This window comes from Mucilaginibacter antarcticus, assembly GCF_042686155.1.
Taxonomy (GTDB): Bacteria; Bacteroidota; Bacteroidia; order Sphingobacteriales; family Sphingobacteriaceae; genus Mucilaginibacter; species Mucilaginibacter antarcticus.
Genome location: NZ_JBHUON010000009.1, coordinates 26,114 through 47,873 on the forward strand (window position 1 = coordinate 26,114; position 21,760 = coordinate 47,873).

Below are 21,760 nucleotides of genomic sequence, written 5' to 3' on the forward strand. Positions count from 1 at the left end.
TTTTTTCCTTAAGTAATATAATGAAGCAACTGGAAGTATTTAAAAAAATAGGCAGCATCTTAACCGAGCTGAACGAACAATATAAATATATCGAGACCAATAATCCGGACAATATTAACGACCTGGAGTTGGAGCTGTTTGTTGCCAACGCGCACTTTTTAAAAGACCATGCCGAAATACTGAATAAGCTTAGCCAAAGAAACAAAGCTGAAGCAAAAGACAAAGTTACCCACCAGTTGCCGCCACATGTAATGCCTGCTTTACCGCAAGCCCCGCCGGTACCACAGCAACCTGTAATGTTGCAACAACCGGTTGCAGAAGCCCAACCACCCGCCACACCCGTAAAGAGAAACGCCGAGCAAGTTGAAAGAGCCCTTGAGAAAATAAAGGCGCTTACTGCCGAAAAGTTTTTTGAACCCGTTGTACGGCAACCAAAGCGCGAATCAAAATTGCCGGAGCCTGAAGTTGATGAAGCCGCTACTTTAGACACTACACCATCTGCAGCTAAAGGCTCTTTTTCTTTTAAGATCGAAGCGCCTGAAGTGATACGCCACGAGCTTGTGGTTGATGAAAGTGAAGAGCTTTACGATGACGAGGATTTAATAGAGGTGGAAGATAATGATGAAGCTGTTGAGGCGCATGAAGCAGTCCTGAAAGTACCGCCAGTATCTGAAACTACTATAGTAAAAGAAGACGCCGAAGAACGTATAGCCATTGAAATAGGCAAACAGTCCTTTACCGAGCCAAAGCCTATGCCTGAGGTAAATCTTGAGTTAAAGGCCGAAGCACCTGTTAAAGAAAAAGACGAGGTGTTTACCATTAATCAACGGATGTCGGCACAGTTAGGCAACAGCAATAACGTTAGTGAGCAAAGCAATTTACAACCGGTAACCAACCTTAAACAAGCCATTACTTTAAATGATAAGTTACTTTATATAAAAGATCTGTTTAATGGCTACAGCTTGGCTTACAGCGAAGCTATTGAGATATTGAACCGGTTTAACACTTTTGAAGAGGCTAATCGTTTCCTGAATAAAAATTACACTATTAAAAATGGCTGGGATAATAAGCCCGATACTACGGAAAAGTTCTTCACGCTTTTAAAAAGAAGATACAGTTAAGGTTGGTGTAGCTAGTGTTCTAACTGCGTTTCGTGGAGACGACTGACCTTGGTTTCCTAGGCATATATCATGCCCATCCGGTTTGAATCAAGCTTGATAAGGATGAACAGCATAATAGTAAAGCTTATTAATGATGACCCTCCATAGCTGATCAGCGGTAAGGGGATACCGATAGACGGTACTATGCCTATCGTCATACCGATATTGATAAACACGTGGAAAAAGATGATGGAACCAACCCCATAAGCATAGATCCTGGAGAAGGGCGATCGTTGCCGCTCGGCGATGTAAATAATACGCAGTACCAGCAATAGGTAAAGGCTAAGCACTACCAAAGACCCGGCAAAACCAAATTCCTCGCCAACGGTACAAAAAATAAAATCGGTGCTTTGCTCCGGTACAAATGAGTACTTGGTTTGTGTGCCCTGCATATAACCCTTGCCCCAAAGCTTGCCCGAGCCTATGGCAATTTTTGACTGGTTAACATTATACCCCTTGCCCCGCGGATCGCTGGTGATGCCCAGTACAATATCTATACGTGATTTTTGGTGCGGTTTAAGCACCTTGGTATATAAAAACTGTACACTAAAAACAAAGATTATTAATATCCCCGCGCCAACAAGCATGGTAAACATCATTTTACGGTTGCGGCGCAATAGCCACATCAGTAGGACAGCTAAAGCGACAATGCCGCCAATAATAATAGGCAGATTAGCCACTTTAAGCGTTAGTACAAACAGCAGGATGAACAGCCCTTCTAATATCAAAAAGTAAGGCGACAGGCCCTCCCGGTATAACACAAACAGCAGCGAGCTAAACACCAGGGTTGAGCCCGCATCCGGCTGCAGTAAAATAAACATCATCGGGAAAAAGATGATGCCCGCTGCAATGGCGAACGATTTTGGTTCGCTCACTTTTACATTGGCGCCGCTTAAATAGCGCGCCAGCAACAAACAGGTAGCAAACTTGGCAAACTCTGACGGTTGCAGCCTAAAGCCGCCGGGTAACGAGATCCAGGCTTGGTTGCCACCTACGTTTCGCCCTATAACCAATACTACAATGAGCAATACTGTGGTAACCACATACATGGCAGGGGCCAGGGCCGAAAGGAAACGGCTCTCTAATAATAGTATAAATATGCCAACCACAACAGCTATTATTACAAAAATAAACTGCTTGCCATAGTTGGTATCCAAATCAACAAACGATGAATGATTTGGGTCATAAACAGCCGAATGGATGCTGAGCACCCCAATGGCGCAAAGCACCAGGTAAATTAATACTGTAAGCCAGTCTACATTAAAAAAGAAGCTGCGTTGCTGGTTACTATTCATCGTCTTTTTTGGTTAGGTAGCATAGCAACGACTTTAGCTATAGCACTAGTTTTACGTGCCGGTATCTTTGCCGATTTGAGATTCAATTTTTTAACAGAGTCTGCTTTTGCCTTGCGGATGCTGTCGGCCTGTATAGCCTTTTTGTCTTTTACCTTTACTTCGGGCAAAAGGTTTGAGTTGATGTAATAATCAGGCGTAATGCCCGACTCGCGGCGGGTGATGCTGTCCTTTAAATATTTTTCGACAATAAAGCTGGCAATAGGCGCTGCCCACGTACCCCCGTCGCCGGAATTTTCAACTACCACGCAGATGGCTATTTTAGGGTTTATGCGTGGGGCATAAGCTACAAATACCGAGTTGTTTCTGGCCTGGCCAACTTTTTGAGCAGTACCGGTTTTACCCACCATAGTTACACCTGGTATTTTAGAGCCATGTGCAGTGCCATAGTCCACCACGCTTTGCATACCGTTTATCACAGGCTCAAAGTATTCGGCATTAATGCCCACGTTGTTTTTTAACAGGTATTCGTCCTTAATAATCTTTTTAGCGCCTATGCTTTTAATTAAGTGTGGTTTATAATAAAAACCATGATTAGCTATCACACATTCAATATTAGCCAACTGTAGTGGTGTGGCATCAACCTCGCCCTGGCCAATGGCTAGCGACAGTATGGTGCTTGATCGCCAGCCGCCCTTTCGGTAGGCTTTGTCATAAAAACCGGCAACAGGCAGGTAACCCTTTAATTCGCTTGGCAGGTCAAGGTGTAGTTTTTGGGCTAAGCCAAAATTCATAACGCTCTCGCGCCATTTGGTGTAGTTAGCTTCGGTGTTTTTATAGCCTCCGGCATTAATTAATCTCTCGAAAACCATGGCAAAGTAGCCGTTGCATGATTCGGCAATGGCGCTACTCAGGTTTACCAACCCATGCACGTGCGTACATTTAGGCTTACCACGGTTAGCCAAATATCTGCCTGGGCATAAATAAGTTGTTTGCGGAGTTATGATTCCTTCTTGCAAAGCAACCAATGCGCTGAGGGGTTTAAAAGACGATCCGGGTGGATAAGTGCCCATTATAGGACGAACCAATAACGGTTTTTGCGGGTCTTTATACAACATGGTATAGTTAGCGCCCCTGTCTGGCCCGCCTATCATTAAATTAGGATCGTAAGTAGGGCTGCTTACAAAGCACAATATTTCGCCGGTGGACGGCTCAATAGCTACAATGCTACCCACCTTATTTTTCATTAGCTTTTCGCCTAGCTTTTGTATCCGTGAATCAAGGGACGATGTTAAACGTTCGCCGGGCACAGCCAGCGTATCATAAGCACCATCAGCGTATGATCCCTTTGGTATCCCGCGCGAATCCACGATTTTGTTTTGAACACCCCGTTGGCCACGCAGCTCTGCTTCGTAGGAAGCTTCTACTCCTGTAATTCCTATGTAATCGCCTAAACGATAGTAACCGCCCGACTTTTCAATTTTTGATTGCGTTATTTCACCAATGTACCCTAAAAACTGCGCAGCACAAGAGTCGGGATAGATGCGGATAGGGTGAGGGTCTACCCTGAAGCCCGGAAACTCTGACAGCCTTTCTTGCAATGACGCAAATAATTGCGGCGAGATCTGCTTATAAAAAGGTGATTGCAGGTTGGGTGAGTATTTCCTGGCCTTGATTAAACGTTTATTAAAATCTGCCGTGTCTATCCCTAATAACTTACAAAACTCAAGGGTATCTAAAGCTTTAACCTCGCGCGGTATTACGCTGATGTCATACACCAAGGCATTGCTTACCATTAAAACACCGTTACGGTCAAGTATGGGGCCGCGGGCAGGGTATTGTATTACCTGGCGGATAACGTTTTTGTGAGCGTATAGCTCGTACCTGTCGTCAACAATCTGGATGTAAAAAAGACGCCCCAGCAGTATGAAGGACAGTGCTATGAATATCCCTCCTATAATGTATCTGCGCTCAAAAAACTGGTTCATATACGCTCTTTTCGCTTAAAGAATAACAAACCCGAAATTAGTATCAGAAATATAGTAAATAAGGTGCTTAGCGCAACCCGGCTAAGCGTATAACTCAACTCGTTAAACCTAAAAACCTCCATGTTAAATAAAAACAGGTGGTGAAAGAAAGTAAGTACCAAAGCGTAGGTAAAAAACCATCTAAAACCCATCAGGCTAAGTGTAGGTTCGGGCTCATTGTCAAACCCGTCTTTTTGTACCGTAATGCTAATAAACAGTATCCGCACAAAAGCCAGTAATACCGTGGCGCTGGTATGCAAGCCGGGGGTATCATAAAAAGCATCTACGGTTAAACCGGTTATAAAGGCCAGTATAAAAAGCACCAGGTTAGGCGTTTCAAAAGGTAATAGCAATACAAACAGGATATACAGGTAGGGAGTAGAAAGATTATACAGCGAAATGTTTTTTAATAAAAATACCTGTATAAATAGCAACGCGATAAATCGTATAAGATTAATTATGATTGTCCTACTCATCTTTTTTCTCCTGAGCCTCCAGCCCCAATTGCTCTGCCGCCAATTTATTATTTATAACGTAAACATATTGTAGTTTGCCAAAATCGACAGCAATGGCTACGTCCATGTTTAAAAATAAACCTTTAGCGGTTTTAGATTTTAAGCTAGCTATTTTTCCTATCGGGATGCCTGTTGGGAATAGCGAACGATCAGAAGTCACGACCAGATCGCCAACCTTTGGGGTAGCATTGTTTGATACATCATATAACAAACCCATATGCGGGTCAAGATTGTCGCCCCAGGTAAATGATCCAAGCTCATTGGTGCCAGCCAGCGACGCGCTAATAACCGTTTCTTTATGCAGCAACGATTGCACAACAGACATATACTGGCCCACCAAAATTACTTTACCTACCACCCCTTGCGAACTGATAACACCCATACCCTTGGCAATGCCGGCCCGGCTGCCCTGGTTAATAGTTAAGTAGTTATTACGACGGTTGGTGGATTTGTTGATGACAGCAGCGTCAATATATTCATACTGTTGCTTATAAACCGTGTCTGTAATTTTATGGCGCGCTGCAGAATCAATATAAAAAGATGCTTTGAGCTGAGTATGCAGGCGGGCATTTTCGCGCGAAAGGCTGTCATTTACCTCGCGCAAAAAGATGTAGCTGCGTAGCTGATCGTACCGTGTATACAGCGACCCGGTAACCTGATTGGTGCTGTTTATAAATGATGCTTTTTGAAAAGAGTTGTACTTGATATAAACAATTAACGCACCAACCTCAAAAATAATAAACAGAAAAAACGCGTTGTACTTACTGATGAAGATGAGGAGATTGCGCATCTGTTGTTAGATTCGAGACGTGAGATTTGAAACATGAGACATAAAATTTGAATGGTTCTCATATCTCAAATCTCACATCTTAATTATTGCATAAGGAACTTAAAGTTACCAATATTTTTTAGCGCGGTACCGGTCCCACGTACTACGGCGCGTAGCGGATCTTCGGCAACGTGTACAGGTAGTTTTGTTTTGGCTGATATACGTCTGTCTAAACCGCGGAGCAATGCACCACCGCCGGTTAAGTAAATACCGGTTTGGTAAATATCTGCTGATAGCTCGGGCGGAGTGATCTCCAATGCTTTCAAAATCGCTTCTTCAATTTTCGAGATCGATTTGTCCAGGCAATGCGCAATCTCGGTATATGATACCATGATCTGCTTAGGTACGCCGGTCATTAAATCACGGCCTTGTACGGCAAAATCAGCAGGTGGGTCGCTTAACTCAGGCAGAGCGGCGCCAACCTCAATCTTAATTTTCTCTGCAGTACGGTCGCCAATCATGATGTTGTGCTGGCGACGGATGTATTGAACAATATCTGAGTCAAAGTTATCACCCGCAACACGGATAGACTGATCGCACACAATACCAGAGAGGGCTATAACGGCAATCTCGGTAGTACCACCACCAATATCAATAATCATGTTACCCATAGGCTCCTCAACATCAATACCAATACCAACGGCTGCGGCCATAGGTTCGTGAATCAGGTAAACTTCTTTTGCTCCGGCAATCTCGGCCGAGTCGCGTACGGCACGTTTCTCAACCTCGGTAATGCCCGATGGGATACAGATAACCATACGTAACGATGGAAAAAACCATCCTTTACCCTGGTTAATCATTTTTATCATGCCCCGTATCATGTGCTCGGCAGCGTTAAAGTCGGCTATTACACCATCTTTAAGCGGGCGCACAGTACGGATATTGTCGTGGGTTTTGCCTTCCATTTGCATGGCTTGGCGCCCAATAGCAATAACCTTATTGGTAGTGCGGTCAAAAGCCACTATCGACGGTTCGTCAACAACAACTTTGTCATTATGTATGATAAGTGTATTTGCCGTACCCAGATCTATAGCAATTTCTTGTGTGAAAAAATTAAATAACCCCATTTTTCGTTTGCTTCAAATAATTTGCAAAGTTGTTAAATATAGTTGATTAAGTTGCAATAAGTTGATTAACTAAGTGGGTATTTTGAAATATTTAAAAAATCTCAAATTTATTTAAACAACAACCCTTTAACGTTGGGCGGGGTATAAATAGTTTACTTTATCGATTTTTTTAATTCATTAATTACCTAATCAACTTAGTGCTAAACACTAAAAAATTAGTGTTTAAAGTGACGCACACCAGTAGTCACCATCGAAATGTTTTTCTGATCGCACATTTCAACAGATAACTTGTCGTTAATTGAACCGCCCGGTTGTAAAACTGCAGTTATACCCGCAGCTGCTGCCAGTTCAACACAATCAGGGAATGGGAAGAAAGCGTCGGAAGCCATGACAGCGCCGTTAAGATCAAAGCCAAAGCTTTCTGCTTTAATAATTGCTTGTTTTAGTGAGTCGACCCTTGATGTTTGGCCAACACCGCTTGCCATTAATTGGTTGTTTTTAGCAAAAACGATGGTGTTTGATTTGGTATGTTTTACCACTTTGTTGGCAAAGTAAAGGTCTTTTAACTCAGCCTCGGTTGGTTTGCGGTTAGTAACCGGCGTCATTTGCTCCGGGCCTTCAATAGTTCTATCAAAGTCCTGCTCAATAACACCGTTCAGCAAAGTTTTAAATTGCTTGTTTGGTAACTCCACTGGCTGACGAACCAAAATAATACGGTTCTTTTTCGATTGAAGGACCTCAATGGCTTCGTCAGTGTAAGCAGGTGCTATTAATACCTCGTAAAATAGTTTGCTGATCTCGGTTGCTGTCTCAGCGTTAATCTCAGCATTGGCAATGATCACGCCGCCAAAGGCAGAAACCGGGTCGCAAGCTAAAGCGTCAAGCCAGGCTTCTTTAATAAATTGGCGGGTAGCAATACCACAAGCGTTAGTGTGTTTTAATATGGCGATGGTTGGCTCAGTAAACTCGTCTATCAAGGCTACAGCTGCGTCAACATCCACTAAGTTATTGTATGATAATTCTTTACCGTTCAGTTTGTTAAACATGGCATCAAGATTACCGTAAAATACTCCTTTTTGATGCGGGTTTTCGCCATAACGAAGCGTACGGCTGGTTAAAATGCTCTGTTTAAATGCAAGCATTGGCTCGTCACGGTTAAAGTATTGAAATATAGCCGTGTCGTAGTTTGAAGTTATATTGAATGCTTTTTGAGCAAAGCGTTTACGCTGATCAATAGTAGTGGTGCCGTTTTGTGCTTTCAGCATCTCGTCCAGCTCCTGGTAATCATCTTTCGATGCCAGGATAACGACATCCTTAAAGTTTTTAGCAGCCGCGCGAATTAAAGAGATACCGCCGATGTCGATCTTTTCGACCACATCATCATGGCCTGCGCCAGACTCTACCGTCTCTTCGAAAGGGTAAAGGTCAACAATTACCAGGTCAATCTCCGGGATCTCATATTGCGCAATTTGCTCCTGATCGCTTTCATTGCTTCTGCGATTTAAAATGCCGCCGAACACTTTCGGGTGTAAGGTTTTTACACGGCCACCTAAAATTGATGGGTAAGAGGTAAGATCCTCAACAGCTATAACATTGACCCCAAGGCTGCGTATAAAAGTTTCGGTACCGCCAGTGCTGTAAATATTTACACCTAAGCGGTTTAACTCTTGAATAATGGGTTCCAGGTTATCTTTGTAATAAACTGAAATTAGGGCATTTTTAATGGCAACGGACTGACTCATTTACTGGGGTTTTTTGAGCCGCAAAGGTATGGATTAGAGATTACAGATTGGTGATTGGCGGTTAGTTTTTTTTGTAAAAATTGTACCTTCGTTGTAGCGTTACGGATATCACAACCGTTTAACAATAAATAAACTCCGATAAAAACCATGACTATCCAAAAGATGAAACCGATGAATACCACACTTTGCACCTTGTTTATAGCGGTAGTATTAGTAATCGGTGGCTGTAAAAAATCAGACCAGTCTGTAGACGGATCGTTAAACGGAACATGGAAACTCGATGCTAATTATATCTCATCAGGAGGCCCGGGTGTATGGACTAAAGTTGCTGATAATGATAAGGGGTATCTGCAATTTTATAATAGCGGCTTATTTAAAAGTAATATGTACCCCAATCATAAACTTTTTACTTTTAAAGAGCACGATTTTGATTTAAAGAGTAATACCGAAGTGGAATTGGGCTTTTTTTATACCATCAGACACGATACATTGACCATAAACCAGTATATACCAGTTGCTTGTATTGAAGGGTGTGGTATAAGGTTTATAAAGCAGAAATAAGCTTACACCTCCGTAAAATCCAACTCCTTACCATATGTTTCGTCCAGCAACCAGGCAGCGGTAATGCCGATTGAAAAGATAATCAAACCGGTTACCCAACCGCCTGTTAAGTAGCTGCCAAAGAGCTCGCGGGTAAACTTGAAAAACAATATCATTAATGGCAAAGTACCACGGACCATATTTGGAATACTAATACCTGCCGACGCACGCAGGTTGGTGCCAAACTGCTCTACGCTGCTGGTAATGTACACCACATTTAATCCCGCACCGTAACCAAGGCCCGCGCAGATGAAATAAAACCAACCCGGGCTGCCGCCATGTTGCAGAAAGTAAAGCACGGTAAACACCATGGCTATGCCATAAAATATAAACAAGGTTTTTTTGCGGCTTTGTAGCTGCTGGCTTAACCAGCCTACGCTGAAATCGCCGGCGGCTATGGCCATGTATAGGTACATTATCGCCGTGCCGGGTTCTACACCCTCAATACCCATGGCTTTGGCAAACTGGTCTGAAAAAGTGACAAGTATGCCTATGATATACCATACCGGCAGACCTATCAGTATACAGCGCATGTATTTTGCAAAGCGTTTGCGGTTATTAAAAAACATCAGGAAGTTACCTTTGCTAATATTAGCCTCTTGCTGTACGTGTTTAAATATGCTGCTCTCTTGCACCTGTATCCGCATCAGCAATAATACAAGACCCAGAACACCGCCTATATAGTAGCACATGCGCCAATCAACCATTTTACTGATGATGGACGCTGCAACCACGCCGAATAAACCAAACCCGGCAATGAAGCCCGCTGCCGTACTGCGTTTTTCTTTGGGTAAAAGCTCGCTCACTAATGTGATACCCGCGCCAAGTTCGCCGGCCAGGCCTATGCCAGCAATAAACCTTAAAACAATGTATTGGTTAAGTGTGGTAACCATACCGTTTGCAATGTTAGCTAAAGAGTATAGTAATATCGACCCAAACAGAACCTTTAACCTGCCTTTTTTATCGCCTAAAATACCAAAGATGATACCACCTATCACCATGCCTATCATCTGTACGCTAATCAACAATTCGCCGTCAGAAACAATATCGGCAGGGCTTAGCCCAAGCGCGGCCAGGCTGGGTTTACGGATGATGGCAAATAATAAAAGGTCGTAAGTATCAACAAAGAAACCTAAGGCGCTAACAATAACAGCAAGCTGGAAAATGCTGTTGTTTACAGGTTTTATGGTCATGAATTGTATAAGAATGGGTAAAATTGGCGCGGCTAAAATACACCTAATGTTCAATCTTCAGTACCTAATCTTCACAAATCTTAACTCTTCATCTTCTTCAGCAAGTTTTCAATCACTTTTGGGAAGTATTGATGCTCCAGTTGCTGGCCTTTAAATTTTATCATCTCCAGATTGTCACCCGGTTCAATTTTAAACTTTGACTGGTGGATGATCTCGCCTTCATCAAACTCCGCGTTTGTGAAGTGGATAGTAATACCCGATTCTTCTTCGCCTTGCTCTAAAACAGCTTTATGAACATTATCGCCGTACATGCCTTTGCCGCCAAATTTGGGTAGCAGGGCAGGGTGCAGGTTAATAATTTTGTTAGGGAATGCCGCCAATAAAGTTTGCGGTACCAGCCATAAAAAGCCGGCCAGTACAATCAGGTCAACCTGCAAGGTTTTAAGCATCCGGATGATCTCGTCTGTTTCATAAAATTCCTGGCGGTTAAATATGTGCGATGGTATTTCAAAGTTATCAGCGCGTTGCAATACGTAAGCCTGTGGGTTATTGGTTAATATCAATACAACTTCGGCATCTGCACTGCGTTTAAAATGCTCCATTATTTTCTGGGCATTTGATCCTGATCCGGAAGCAAAAATGGCTATACGTTTTTTCAAAATGGCAAATTATAGTTTAGTTGTCGCTCAAATATAATGGTTTAACTATTTTAAACACTATTGTACCGAAGCTTTTTGTCGTACAAAACCGTAGCGAATAACTTTTCGTCGGGCACCATTATTAAAGTTTTGTAAATCGCCCGTACGCAACACTAACGAATATTCGCCAAGGTTAACAATTTGCGCGTTGCTAAATGGGGTTGAGCTGCCCGCGGCAGTTGTATCCTGGCAAACCACGGTCGAGTTTAAGAATAAACGGTTTTGACTAAGCTGCCACTTACCCCTGGCAGTGGGTTGCACTTTGCAATTAAAGTTGGTGTAGGTGCAGTTATTGTCGGCAGTAAAGGTAAATATCTGGGTGGTATCGCAGTCAATGTTTAGGGCAGTGTCCAGCTTCACAGTATCACCTACCAAAATAGTATACTGTACAGATGCCAGCTGCCAGGCCCCGCCGGTAGTTAATAAGGTAGGTAAAGTGTTACGCTGTTCTTTTTTGCACGAGTTAACCAACAGGTTAATTGCCAGTAACCCAAATATCAGCGTGAATGGTAATTTGTATTTCATTTGTTAAACCGAGCGCAAAAGTAAAAATTAATGCTCATTGATGTTACAACGCCGGGCAATTATAACTGTTTTACGCCACTATTATTTTGATAGTGTCTATTTACGCGGTTTTAAGGTCTGAATCCATTTGGTCATAATGTCTAACACTTCGGGCGATATGGTTTCTTCTATTTCGCCATATTCGCCAACTTCGCCGGTTGTTGCTTGCTGAAAGAGATGGTTTAGGCCGGGCATCTGCATCACCTTAAAATGTTTGTTGCCTGCTTGGGTAAGCAACGAATTAAAACCGGCAAGGTTTGTTGCAGCATCAACCTGTACATCTTTTTCGCCGTTCAGTGCCAAGACCGGGATAGTGAGTCTAGTTAAGGTTATTGCCGGATCATAAGCGATAAAATAGCGCATCCAGGGGCTAAAATAGGCCCCTACCTGTCGGCTGATTATTATTCCTTCATTGGGTCCGACGAAACCCATTTTTTTCAAAAAGCTTTCAGTTTGTTGCGCTTTCCATTCAGTGAATACATTTTTTAGAAGGGCGCTTAGCTCTTCATTGCTTGTTGTTTTAGCGGCAGCGGCCATCAATCCTTTATCAAGCGCTGTTATTTTGCTTAATTCGTCTTCAGTAAATTGCCCGGTCTTTTTATAAGCGTCGTATTTTTGTTTATGCATTATATCACTGCCCTTAACGCCGATACCGGCAAGGCTAATTATAAATGCAACATCGTTTGATTGTAAAGCCGCCAATGGGGCAATAACGCCGCCTTCGCTATGGCCTATCAGGCCAATGTTTTTAGTGTCGATGCCTGCATGCTTTTTCAGGTAGTCTATCCCGACCAAAACATCTTTGGCAAAGTCAGCCGAAGTAGCATTAGGGTCGCCGCCGGTAGTTTGGCCAACGCCACGGTCATCAACCCTTAATACGGCTATACCATTGCGGCTTAAATGATCTGCAATTACCCAAAACGGTTTATGGTCAAAAATGGTTTCGTCGCGGTCTTCAGGGCCAGATCCGGTTATCAAAATTACCGCGGGCACCGGTTTAGCTGACTTGGGTAGGGTTAAGGTAGCGCCGTATTGTATTGATTTGTCCTGATTGTAATAAACAATTTTTTCTTCCAGATATGGAAATGGTGCTTTAGGTGTTTGCAGCCGTTTAATTTCGGCTGAAACCTGTTTTAATATTAGTGGTATGCTACCGCCGCCTTGCTGCCAGGTGCCGGTAAGTTCTGTTTTGGCGGCGTTCAGCCTGCCTTTATAGCCGGCATTTATAGTTTGTATAAAAGCCGTAATACTATCGTTGGTGATAGTAAGTTTAGAAACCTTTAAGCCCAAAGCCATTTGCTGTGGTACGTCTATCTCGGCTTTATTTTCCTTAGATACACTGTCTTCAAACACACGCAACACAATTTTGAGCTCGCCTAACTTACCCTCCCAGCGGGTTTTGGAGGGCAGGGCCTGGGCAGATAGTTTATAGATGCAGACAGCGAAACATAAAGGTAATAGGAAGACGGTTTTAAGGTTCATGGTATTTAAATAGTAAGACAATGTAAAACAAATTAGTTGTTTGGCGTTGGCTTTTATTACAAAAAAACATTCAACAAAGTAAACTGCAGGTGTTTGTGTTATATTTGTATAATATGCAGTTATCGGCTAATGACATTCAGATAGTTAAAGATTATTTTTCGGGGCAACCCGTTATTAAGGCTTACCTGTTTGGTTCTTTTGCCAGAAATGAAGCTGAACGGGATAGCGATGTAGATATTTTAGTAGATCTGGACTATTCTAAGCATATTGGTCTTGGCTTTGTCACCATGCAGGCGGAGCTTCAACAGATGTTACATAAAAAAGTTGATCTGGTCTCATCCAAAGCGGTGTCTAAGCATATTCAGCCTTTTATAACAAAAGATAAAATACTTATTTATGAAAGCAGATATTGATACAATCGTTAATTATCTGGATAGTTTTCTTATCAAGAATAAAAGAGATAATATTCAACCCGTTGAAGCAAATATTTTACTTGAAAACGCCAGTATCCTCAACAACAGTAACCTTAGGTCTGGGTTACCGCTCCGAAAAATCTTAAGAAAAGGGTTAATTCCACATGCTTATCAAGCAAACGGCAAAGGTTCTCGTTGGACAATACCGCATTCCAGTAATAAATAAGATTGTGTTGGTCGTAATGCGAAAGAAAATTTATAATTCACCTACCCCATCATACCCTCAAACTTTTCCCAAAATCCGTCTTGAGGTACGGGGGCGGTAATCAGTATCGGTACTTTTTTTATGGGATGGATAAATTGCAGGCGGCGGGCGTGCAGGCAAATGCTTTTGCGCAGGCTGCCACGCGGATAACCGTATTTGTTATCGCCAACAATAGGGCTACCCAAAGTTGATAGTTGTACCCTGATCTGGTGCGGGCGACCGGTGATCGGATCTACTTCTATTAAATAATAACCATCCAGCTCGCCAACCAATTTATAATGCAGTTCAGCGCGTTGGCTGCCCACTACTTCTTTATCGTGTGCCTTGGTAACGTTTTTCTGCGGATTTTTAATCAGGTAATGTATCAGGGTGCCGGCCTCGGGGCTGGGGCGTTTGCGTACTACGGCGTAATAAGTTTTATGCATCTCGCGGGCTTTAAACATTTTGTTTATCCGCTCTAAAGCTTTACTGGTTTTTGCAAAAAGTATCACACCACTAACAGGCCTGTCTAACCGGTGTACCACACCTAAGAAAGCGCCATTGGGTTTGTCGTATTTTTTGGCAATATATTTTTTAACCTTATCGTCAAGGCTCTCATCGCCGGTGTCATCAACCTGCACAATTTCGCCCGCGCGTTTGTTTATCGCAATAAGGTGATTGTCCTCATATAGTACATCCTTATCGGTAATATCGTAACTAACGTATCTAAATTCTGGTCGTGACATGTATGGTGAATTGCGAATTGGAGTAGGGAGAGGTTAAAAAGTTACTCACTCCTAACCACTCACTACTCGCTAGTTAATATTGCTCTTTCTCGTTCGGGAAATCCTTCGCCTTTACATCAGTAACATAATTGCTTATGGCATTGTTCATTACATCTGCTAAATCAGCGTACTGGCGTAAAAATCTGGGTTTAAAGCCTTTATTAATGCCCAGCATGTCATGTATTACTAAAACCTGCCCGTCGCAAAATTGGCCGGCGCCTATGCCTATGGTAGGTATCACCAGGCTTTCAGAAACTGTTTTGGCTAATGCAGCCGGAATTTTCTCCAGTACAATACCAAAGCAACCTAGCTCTTGTAATTTAAGGGCATCCTCCCGCAGTTTTTGCGCTTCGGCATCTTCTTTAGCACGTACGGTGTAGGTGCCAAATTTATAGATAGACTGCGGTGTTAAACCCAAATGCCCCATCACCGGGATACCCGCGGTTAGGATACGGCTCACAGATTCGGCAATCTCAATACCACCTTCAAGTTTCACAGCATGGGCGCCCGACTCTTTCATGATGCGGATAGCAGATGCCAGCGCTTCTTTGGAGTTACCCTGGTAAGTGCCAAAAGGTAAATCAACCACAATCAACGCGCGCCTGGCTGCACGTACCACTGCCGAAGCATGGTAGATCATCTGATCAAGCGTGATAGGTAGCGTAGTTTCGTGCCCCGCCATAACGTTCGATGCCGAGTCGCCTACTAAAATTACATCCATACCGGCAGCGTCTACAATGGCAGCCATCGAGTAATCGTATGCAGTTAGCATGGCAATTTTCTCGCCACGGTTTTTCATTTCCTGCAGCGTATGGGTGGTTATCCTTTTAACATCTTTGTGTACAGACATGCTAATGGTTTTTTAGATTGGCAAAGGTAATACTTTTGAATACCGAATTCGGTTTTTCACTTTCGTAATTATTACTAGAGCTGCGAAGCGAAAATCGAACACCAAATTTTGACAATTTTATTATCAAATAATTCGAAACCGTACATCCACAATCTGAAATCTTTTCTTACTTTTGCACCCGTGAATAAAGAGGTATCTTACTTCGTTCTACAAGTCAAATTATACGGCGCATCGCACCAGACAAGCCGCTATTTTAACCATTTAATTTATTTAAGCTAATGACGTATTTCACCAAATTACCTGCGGTATTATTGTTAGAAGACGGAACTGTTTTTCATGGTAAAGCAGCCGGAAAAATAGGTACCACAACAGGCGAAATTTGTTTTAATACCGGCATGACCGGCTACCAGGAAGTGTTTACAGATCCGTCTTACTTTGGGCAGATTATGGTGGCTACCAATGCACACATTGGTAACTATGGTATCTCTAACGAAGAGGTTGAATCGGCCAATATCCAGATAGCCGGCCTGGTGTGTAAAAACTACAACATTACTTACAGCCGTAAACAGGCCGACGAGTCTATACAAGATTATTTCCAGCAGCAAAACATAGTAGGGATCTCAGATGTGGATACCCGCCAGCTGGTGCGCCACATCCGCGATAAGGGCGCTATGAATGCCATTATATCTTCAGAGATATTAGATATTGACGAGCTAAAAGCCAAACTGGCATTAGTGCCTTCAATGGATGGGTTGGAGCTATCGTCTCAAGTATCAACTAAAGAAACTTACACCATAGGTAATGAAAACGCGCCTTACCGTGTTGCCGTGCTTGACCTTGGTGTTAAGAAAAACATCCTGCGTAATTTTGACGACCGCAATGTGTTTGCTAAAGTATACCCTGCCAAAACCACTTTCGCCGAAATGGAAAAAGATTTTGGCCCTAACGGTTACTTTATTTCAAACGGCCCCGGCGATCCATCGGCAATGCCTTATGCTATTGACACTGTTAAAGATATTTTGGCTGCCGATAAACCGATGTTTGGTATTTGCCTTGGCCACCAGTTGCTGGCTTTAGCTAATGATATCCCAACCAAAAAAATGTTTAACGGTCACCGCGGCTTAAACCACCCGGTAAAAAATATCATTATCAACCATTGCGAGGTTACATCACAAAATCACGGTTTTGGTGTGGTGCCTGACGCGGTTAGAGCGTCTGACAAGGTGGAGATCACCCACGTTAACCTTAACGATAATTCAATTGAAGGTATCCGTGTTAAAGGTAAAAAAGCATTCTCGGTGCAATATCACCCGGAGTCGTCACCAGGCCCGCATGATAGCCGTTATTTGTTTGATGACTTTATTAATTTGATGAAGTAATTAAACAAATAAATGATAACATGACGCCTCAATTTATTGGGGCGTTTTCTTTTTATAAAATATTACCTTAGGCGCATGATAAAGTCCTTAAAACCAATTTTGCTGAGTTTAATTACCTTTTTAACAATGGCGGGCTGCAGTCAAAAACAGCCCTGTACAGATGGTATTAATACGCTGCCACTGTTTGGCGGTGTTAAAAAATGCGATGAGCAAATTGGTTTTGATAAGAAATTTATTGCGGCTTCTGACAAAACGATGGACAGAAAGCAGGCCGCAGAAAAGTATGTTAAAATGGGCTGGCATTATGCCTATCAAAAAAAAGCTGATACGGCTATAATGCGTTTTAACCAGGCTTGGCTACTTGATAGCTTAAATGCTGATACCTATTGGGGCTTGGGCAATGTGCTGATTATGCAGGGCAAGTTCAAAGAGTCGTTACCGTATTTTGAAAAATCTGCCAGGCTTAAGCCGGGTAATTCACGCTTATTGCAAGATATGTCGACAAGCTACGGCAATGCGTTTTTTGAAACTAAAAACCAAAAATATCTTAATGCCGCTATTGCCGCGCTTTATGATGCCGCTAAACTTGAGCCACGTAACGCGGGCATATTTGCCCAGCTAACAGGAGCCTATAGCTACTTTGCTAATAAAGACAGCGCTTATAAGTATCTTAAAATTACAGACGGGTTAGATCCCAAAGCCGTTAACCCTAAAGTTAGAAAATTGCTAACAGGTAAATAAATCGGATAAAAACGTTCAGGATATCTCAATGTTGGGCGGCTTATGGTGGTTTGGCAATCCTTTTGCTATTACCAACTGTCAACCACGGCGATAGCAGGTAAGGGTGCGCCTACCTATCGTGCGTAACCTATCCGCTATTGCCCGGCTGACGTTTAAAAATAGCAGCATGAAAAAAGGAGATACCGTTCATTGGAATTGGAGCAATGGCGAAGCAGAAGGTAAAATAGAAAAGAAACATACCCAACCGGTCACCAAAACTATAAAAGGGGCAAAAGTAAAACGTAACGCCAGTAAAGACCAACCCGCTTACGAGATTAAACAACAGTCGGGCGCCAAGGTGTTAAAGTCTGAAAGCGAATTGAGCCGGGGGAAGAAATAGATTAAAACTTGCGATAGCCCCGCTCGCGATAATAAATACTTATTTCACCGACATTTACCCTCATTTTACCTAATAACACTGCCGCCACGCTGCTTTTATGGTCACATTTGTACCGTAAAACAACCACAATATGGCACCATTTTTAATTAAACCGGCAATGATATTATTAGTACAGGCAATTGCTCACGCCGTTGCTGCACTGCACCTTTTAGGGCATTTAGTAAAATAAGCAGTGTCGATGAGCCCCGCGTTCATCCGCATTGTTTATGATAGCGTTTTATTAGCGTAAAAATTGACAATAAGCGCTAAAAAAAAGCGGATAATCCAATTATTGATGCCATTTTTACGCTATGGCAAAACAACCCATCATCACCGTGAATAATTTAGTTAAAAATTACGGCGATTTTAAGGCCGTAAAAGGTATTAGCTTTGAGGTATTTGAAGGCGAGATCTTCGGCCTGCTTGGCCCAAACGGCGCCGGCAAAACAACCACGCTCGAGATCATTGAAACCCTGCGTAGCAAAACGTCCGGCCAGATCACTGTTGATGGTTTTGATATTGACACCGACGCGGCCAGCATAAAAAAGCGCATAGGCGTGCAGTTGCAAGCCGCCGGATATTACCCCAACTTAAATCTTTCAGAACTGATAGAACTTTTCTCGGGACTTTACGGCGTACAGAGAAGCCCGTTTGAGATGCTGGAGAAGGTAGCACTTACCGACAAAGCCAAATCAAAATATAAAGAATTGTCCGGCGGGCAAAAGCAACGCTTTTCTATAGCCACCACGCTGATAAATAACCCACGCATCGTTTTTTTAGACGAGCCTACAACCGGCCTTGACCCGCAAGCCCGTCGTAACCTGTGGGACCTGATCCGCGAGATACGTGACCAGGGCACTACCGTTGTAATAACCACCCACTACATGGACGAAGCCGAAGTGCTTTGCGACCGCGTAGCATTTGTAGACGGTGGTAATATTATAGGCGTAGATACACCAGATCATTTTATTGACGAACTGGTAGCATCTGGCTTTGAACGCCCCAAACAGGTGAAACTGGCCAGCCTTGAAGATGTATTTATAAATAAGACCGGCAAGGAATGGCGGGCCGAGTAAGCCCCAAGCCTCCTGAAGGGGAGCAATGACGCTAATCGAATGCCCTTTGACCAACTACTTAACGACCAATGACTGATAAACCATATAGTAATTTAAATGCGACGCTGGCTATAGCCAAAGCAAGTTTCCGTTCCATAGTGCGTAGCCCATCTTCGGTGGTGTTTACACTGTTGTTTCCGTTGATATTTATCCTGGTATTTGGCTTTATTAGTGGGGGCGGGGTCATTTCTGTAGATGTCGGCGTAGCTAAAACTAATGATACGATTAACCCGGTTTACCGGGCGTTAAAAACAGTTAGCGTAGTTAGGCTGATACACAATCAGACACCGCAGGAAATGGAGGCCAACCTAAAAAAGGGTTCTATTGATGCTATTATAGATATTCAGAAAAATGCGCAGCCGCCATACTTTACGGTTAATTTAAAACACAGCCAGGCATCGGGAGACAAAGTTGGTATATTGAAAACCACTTTGAATAATATCTTTTATGAGATAAACAGCCGTATCCCCAACGCGCCGCCACCGGCAGCCATTATTAAAGAAGCCGAAGTTAAATCGCGCGAATACCGCACCATAGACTTTATATTACCCGGCCAGTTAGGCTTTTCGCTATTAAGTACCGGTGTGTTTGGTACCGCTTTTGTGTTTTTAAGCCTGCGGATCACTATGGTGCTTAAGCGTTTTTTTGCCACGCCGGTTAAGCGCTTCAGTATTGTTTTAGGCGAAGCGATAGCGCGAATTAGTTTCGCGCTGATAGGAGCGTTGTTTATCATTCTGGTTGGCCATTATGCTTTTGGCTTTACGCTGGTACATGGTTTTACAACGGTGCTCAGTATGATGCTGCTGTCATTTATCGGGGTCGTTGTCTTTATGGGTTTTGGGTTTGTGGTATCGGGCATTGCCAAAAACGAAAGTACGGTGCCACCAATAGCTAATATGATCACTTTGCCGCAGTTCTTACTGTCGGGTACTTTCTTTTCTATCAATGTTTTCCCGGCATGGCTACAGCCTATCAGCAGGGCTTTGCCGTTAACTTATTTAAATGACGCTTTACGCAAGGTAGCCTTTGAGGGTGCCAGCCTGGTTGATGTATCGCACCAAATACTAATTATGTGCATTTGGGGGGTGGTAGTGTATGCTGTTGCGGTAAAGACCTTTAAGTGGGAATAAAGCACTGTTAACAATTTCTTAATATTGAATCGGCTTATATTAACATTGAGGTAATATTAACAAAATACATTTGTCATTGTAATTTACATTATATTAACATGGCAAAACTTAGAGCGGTAATAATTTTAGCTGCATTATTATTAACAGTAACCTTTAGTTCAAAAGCGCAAAATAACAAAACCGGTATTTTCGGCATAGCTACCGTGGTTTTGCCGGGTGATAGTACTCATCGCTGGGGTGGTTACGTTGAACTGCAAGCCCGCTCAAACGAGTTTTTTAACCAGTTTTACTACTTTGAAACTAAAGGCGGCATCAGCTATGATTTCGCTAATAATTATACCGGCCTTATAGGCACAGGCAGATACATTACCAATGAAAACGGTAATATGGGACAGCTACCTGTAAGTGAGTTTAGGCTTTGGGAGCAGTTAACCATAAATAGTTTTTTAGACCGCGTTAAGTTTGAACACCGTTACCGCGCAGAGCAGCGTTGGGTAAATGGCATTTACCGCAACCGTTTTAGATACAGGTTGAATGTGGTGATACCTTTAAATAATCGTAAAATTATACCGGGTACATTCTTTATATCTGTTTTTGACGAAATATTTCTGAACAACAAAGCGCCCCATTTTGAGCGCAACAGATTCTCGGCAACAATTGGTTACCAGTTTAATAAATCATTAAGCACACAAATGGGCTGGCTTAATCAGTATAATTTTAGCAACACATCTGCTGGGGCTAAAAACAATCTGGCTATAACCATGATGTACCGCATCAACCGTAAAAATGGCAAGCCTAAAGAGCATATACCAAGCACGGTAGACTAGTATCTAACTACACAATCCAAACTTTTTTTTACAACTCATTAGTTAATAGTTATATTTAACCAGCATTAGTAATGTCTAATCGCTGACGCAGGTTAAACTATAGCCAATGAGATCAGGTGCCTTCAAAATAGCCGCGCTTTACACCGTCACGGGCTTACTATGGATTGTCCTGAGCGACAGATTGCTTGATCTTTTTAGTGGCGCGATGGGTATATCGTCCATTATTTTTTTAGGCAGCATTAAAGGCTTTGCTTACGTGCTTATTACCGGGTTTATCCTTTACAAGCTTATATTAAAAAATGATGGCAGGCTGCGCGAAAGCGAGCTGCAGTACCGTAGTTATTTTGAGTCGAACCCAACACCCATGTGGATTTATAACCGTCGAACACTTAACTACACGGCGGCCAACAACGCTGCAATAGCCAAATACGGATATACGCTTGATGAGTTCAAAAACATGACCATACTTGATATCCACCCTAAGGAAGACGTTGCCAAGGTGCACATGATTGTAAAAGGTTTGAAGGGCGAGTACAACAGCTCCGGCGTTTGGACTCACTTAAAAAAAGATGGCACATCTATACAAGTTAACATCACAACACACGTCATCATATCGCCGGGCAAAGAAGACCACATTATGATAATGGCCACAGAGGTTGCAGCCCCTGTAAAATAGACATCTAAAAGAT

General features: G+C 42.8%; 23 protein-coding genes. 11 read left to right on the forward strand and 12 right to left on the reverse strand.

Annotated elements, in window-relative coordinates:
- Positions 1 to 20: 20 nt before the first annotated feature.
- Positions 21 to 1,121, forward strand: a complete 1,101-nt coding sequence (locus ACFSYC_RS09155) for a hypothetical protein (protein ID WP_377126095.1) — start codon at positions 21 to 23, stop codon at positions 1,119 to 1,121.
- Positions 1,122 to 1,177: 56 nt separating this feature from the next.
- Here ACFSYC_RS09155 and rodA read toward each other — a convergent pair whose 3' ends face one another.
- The 6 genes from rodA to purH form a co-directional block, all read right to left on the reverse strand.
- A complete protein-coding gene (gene rodA / locus ACFSYC_RS09160; RefSeq protein WP_377126098.1) occupies positions 1,178 to 2,455 on the reverse strand; it encodes a rod shape-determining protein RodA in 1,278 nt (425 codons plus the stop codon).
- Positions 2,452 to 4,440, reverse strand: a complete 1,989-nt coding sequence (gene mrdA / locus ACFSYC_RS09165; RefSeq protein WP_377126101.1) for a penicillin-binding protein 2 — start codon at positions 4,438 to 4,440, stop codon at positions 2,452 to 2,454. Before mrdA ends, rodA begins: the two co-directional genes overlap by 4 nt.
- The gene (locus ACFSYC_RS09170; protein ID WP_377126104.1) at positions 4,437 to 4,955 is read right to left on the reverse strand and encodes a rod shape-determining protein MreD; all 519 of its coding nucleotides are present in this window, start codon (positions 4,953 to 4,955) and stop codon (positions 4,437 to 4,439) included. The genes mrdA and ACFSYC_RS09170 overlap by 4 nt, the downstream gene beginning before the upstream one ends.
- A complete protein-coding gene (gene mreC / locus ACFSYC_RS09175) occupies positions 4,948 to 5,784 on the reverse strand; it encodes a rod shape-determining protein MreC (RefSeq protein ID WP_377126107.1) in 837 nt (278 codons plus the stop codon). The genes ACFSYC_RS09170 and mreC overlap by 8 nt, the downstream gene beginning before the upstream one ends.
- A gap of 83 nt (positions 5,785 to 5,867) precedes the next feature.
- Complete coding sequence (locus tag ACFSYC_RS09180; RefSeq protein WP_214071454.1) at positions 5,868 to 6,890, reverse strand: rod shape-determining protein; 1,023 nt, start codon at positions 6,888 to 6,890, stop codon at positions 5,868 to 5,870.
- Positions 6,891 to 7,105: 215 nt separating this feature from the next.
- Entirely contained in the window at positions 7,106 to 8,632 is a 1,527-nt protein-coding gene (gene purH / locus ACFSYC_RS09185; RefSeq protein WP_377126111.1) for a bifunctional phosphoribosylaminoimidazolecarboxamide formyltransferase/IMP cyclohydrolase, read from the reverse strand.
- Between the two features lie 147 nt (positions 8,633 to 8,779).
- Here purH and ACFSYC_RS09190 point away from each other — a divergent pair, with 147 nt between their 5' ends.
- Complete coding sequence (locus ACFSYC_RS09190) at positions 8,780 to 9,193, forward strand: hypothetical protein (RefSeq protein ID WP_377126114.1); 414 nt, start codon at positions 8,780 to 8,782, stop codon at positions 9,191 to 9,193.
- A gap of 2 nt (positions 9,194 to 9,195) precedes the next feature.
- On the opposite strand, the gene ACFSYC_RS09195 is transcribed toward ACFSYC_RS09190, so the two are convergent.
- The 4 genes from ACFSYC_RS09195 to ACFSYC_RS09210 form a co-directional block, all read right to left on the reverse strand.
- Positions 9,196 to 10,425 carry an MFS transporter gene (locus ACFSYC_RS09195; protein ID WP_377126117.1) on the reverse strand — a complete coding sequence of 410 codons (1,230 nt, stop codon included), beginning with the start codon at positions 10,423 to 10,425 and terminating at the stop codon, positions 9,196 to 9,198.
- Positions 10,426 to 10,505: 80 nt separating this feature from the next.
- Entirely contained in the window at positions 10,506 to 11,084 is a 579-nt protein-coding gene (gene purN, locus ACFSYC_RS09200) for a phosphoribosylglycinamide formyltransferase (protein ID WP_377126120.1), read from the reverse strand.
- A gap of 57 nt (positions 11,085 to 11,141) precedes the next feature.
- Positions 11,142 to 11,648: a hypothetical protein gene (locus ACFSYC_RS09205; RefSeq protein ID WP_377126123.1), complete on the reverse strand. Its 507-nt coding sequence runs from the start codon at positions 11,646 to 11,648 to the stop codon at positions 11,142 to 11,144.
- A 96-nt stretch (positions 11,649 to 11,744) separates the two neighbouring features.
- Positions 11,745 to 13,169 (reverse strand): alpha/beta hydrolase family protein, encoded by a 1,425-nt coding sequence (locus tag ACFSYC_RS09210; RefSeq protein WP_377126126.1) that lies wholly within the window; start codon positions 13,167 to 13,169, stop codon positions 11,745 to 11,747.
- Between the two features lie 113 nt (positions 13,170 to 13,282).
- Between ACFSYC_RS09210 and ACFSYC_RS09215 the strand changes: the two genes are divergently transcribed.
- Positions 13,283 to 13,582, forward strand: a complete 300-nt coding sequence (locus tag ACFSYC_RS09215; protein ID WP_377126129.1) for a nucleotidyltransferase family protein — start codon at positions 13,283 to 13,285, stop codon at positions 13,580 to 13,582.
- On the forward strand, positions 13,566 to 13,808 hold the full coding sequence (locus ACFSYC_RS09220) for a hypothetical protein (protein WP_377126132.1): 243 nt from the start codon (positions 13,566 to 13,568) through the stop codon (positions 13,806 to 13,808). The genes ACFSYC_RS09215 and ACFSYC_RS09220 overlap by 17 nt, the downstream gene beginning before the upstream one ends.
- 41 nt (positions 13,809 to 13,849) lie before the next feature.
- Here the strand turns inward: ACFSYC_RS09220 and ACFSYC_RS09225 are convergent, their stop codons facing one another.
- Positions 13,850 to 14,572 carry an RluA family pseudouridine synthase gene (locus ACFSYC_RS09225; protein WP_377126135.1) on the reverse strand — a complete coding sequence of 241 codons (723 nt, stop codon included), beginning with the start codon at positions 14,570 to 14,572 and terminating at the stop codon, positions 13,850 to 13,852.
- 73 nt (positions 14,573 to 14,645) lie between these two features.
- Positions 14,646 to 15,461 carry a 3-methyl-2-oxobutanoate hydroxymethyltransferase gene (panB, locus tag ACFSYC_RS09230; RefSeq protein ID WP_377126138.1) on the reverse strand — a complete coding sequence of 272 codons (816 nt, stop codon included), beginning with the start codon at positions 15,459 to 15,461 and terminating at the stop codon, positions 14,646 to 14,648.
- A gap of 278 nt (positions 15,462 to 15,739) precedes the next feature.
- On the opposite strand from panB, the gene carA reads away from it, so the two are divergent.
- The 7 genes from carA to ACFSYC_RS09265 all read left to right on the forward strand — a co-directional run bounded on the left by carA (position 15,740) and on the right by ACFSYC_RS09265 (position 21,747).
- Positions 15,740 to 16,840 carry a glutamine-hydrolyzing carbamoyl-phosphate synthase small subunit gene (gene carA, locus ACFSYC_RS09235; protein ID WP_377126141.1) on the forward strand — a complete coding sequence of 367 codons (1,101 nt, stop codon included), beginning with the start codon at positions 15,740 to 15,742 and terminating at the stop codon, positions 16,838 to 16,840.
- A 75-nt stretch (positions 16,841 to 16,915) separates the two neighbouring features.
- Complete coding sequence (locus ACFSYC_RS09240; RefSeq protein WP_377126144.1) at positions 16,916 to 17,581, forward strand: tetratricopeptide repeat protein; 666 nt, start codon at positions 16,916 to 16,918, stop codon at positions 17,579 to 17,581.
- Positions 17,582 to 17,747: 166 nt separating this feature from the next.
- Positions 17,748 to 17,960 (forward strand): hypervirulence associated TUDOR domain-containing protein, encoded by a 213-nt coding sequence (locus ACFSYC_RS09245; protein ID WP_377126146.1) that lies wholly within the window; start codon positions 17,748 to 17,750, stop codon positions 17,958 to 17,960.
- A gap of 350 nt (positions 17,961 to 18,310) precedes the next feature.
- On the forward strand, positions 18,311 to 19,075 hold the full coding sequence (locus tag ACFSYC_RS09250; protein WP_377126149.1) for an ABC transporter ATP-binding protein: 765 nt from the start codon (positions 18,311 to 18,313) through the stop codon (positions 19,073 to 19,075).
- A 68-nt stretch (positions 19,076 to 19,143) separates the two neighbouring features.
- Positions 19,144 to 20,244 (forward strand): ABC transporter permease, encoded by a 1,101-nt coding sequence (locus ACFSYC_RS09255; protein ID WP_377126152.1) that lies wholly within the window; start codon positions 19,144 to 19,146, stop codon positions 20,242 to 20,244.
- 98 nt (positions 20,245 to 20,342) lie between these two features.
- A complete protein-coding gene (locus tag ACFSYC_RS09260; RefSeq protein ID WP_377126155.1) occupies positions 20,343 to 21,071 on the forward strand; it encodes a DUF2490 domain-containing protein in 729 nt (242 codons plus the stop codon).
- A 106-nt stretch (positions 21,072 to 21,177) separates the two neighbouring features.
- A complete protein-coding gene (locus ACFSYC_RS09265; RefSeq protein WP_377126158.1) occupies positions 21,178 to 21,747 on the forward strand; it encodes a PAS domain S-box protein in 570 nt (189 codons plus the stop codon).
- The last annotated feature ends 13 nt before the right edge of the window (positions 21,748 to 21,760 follow it).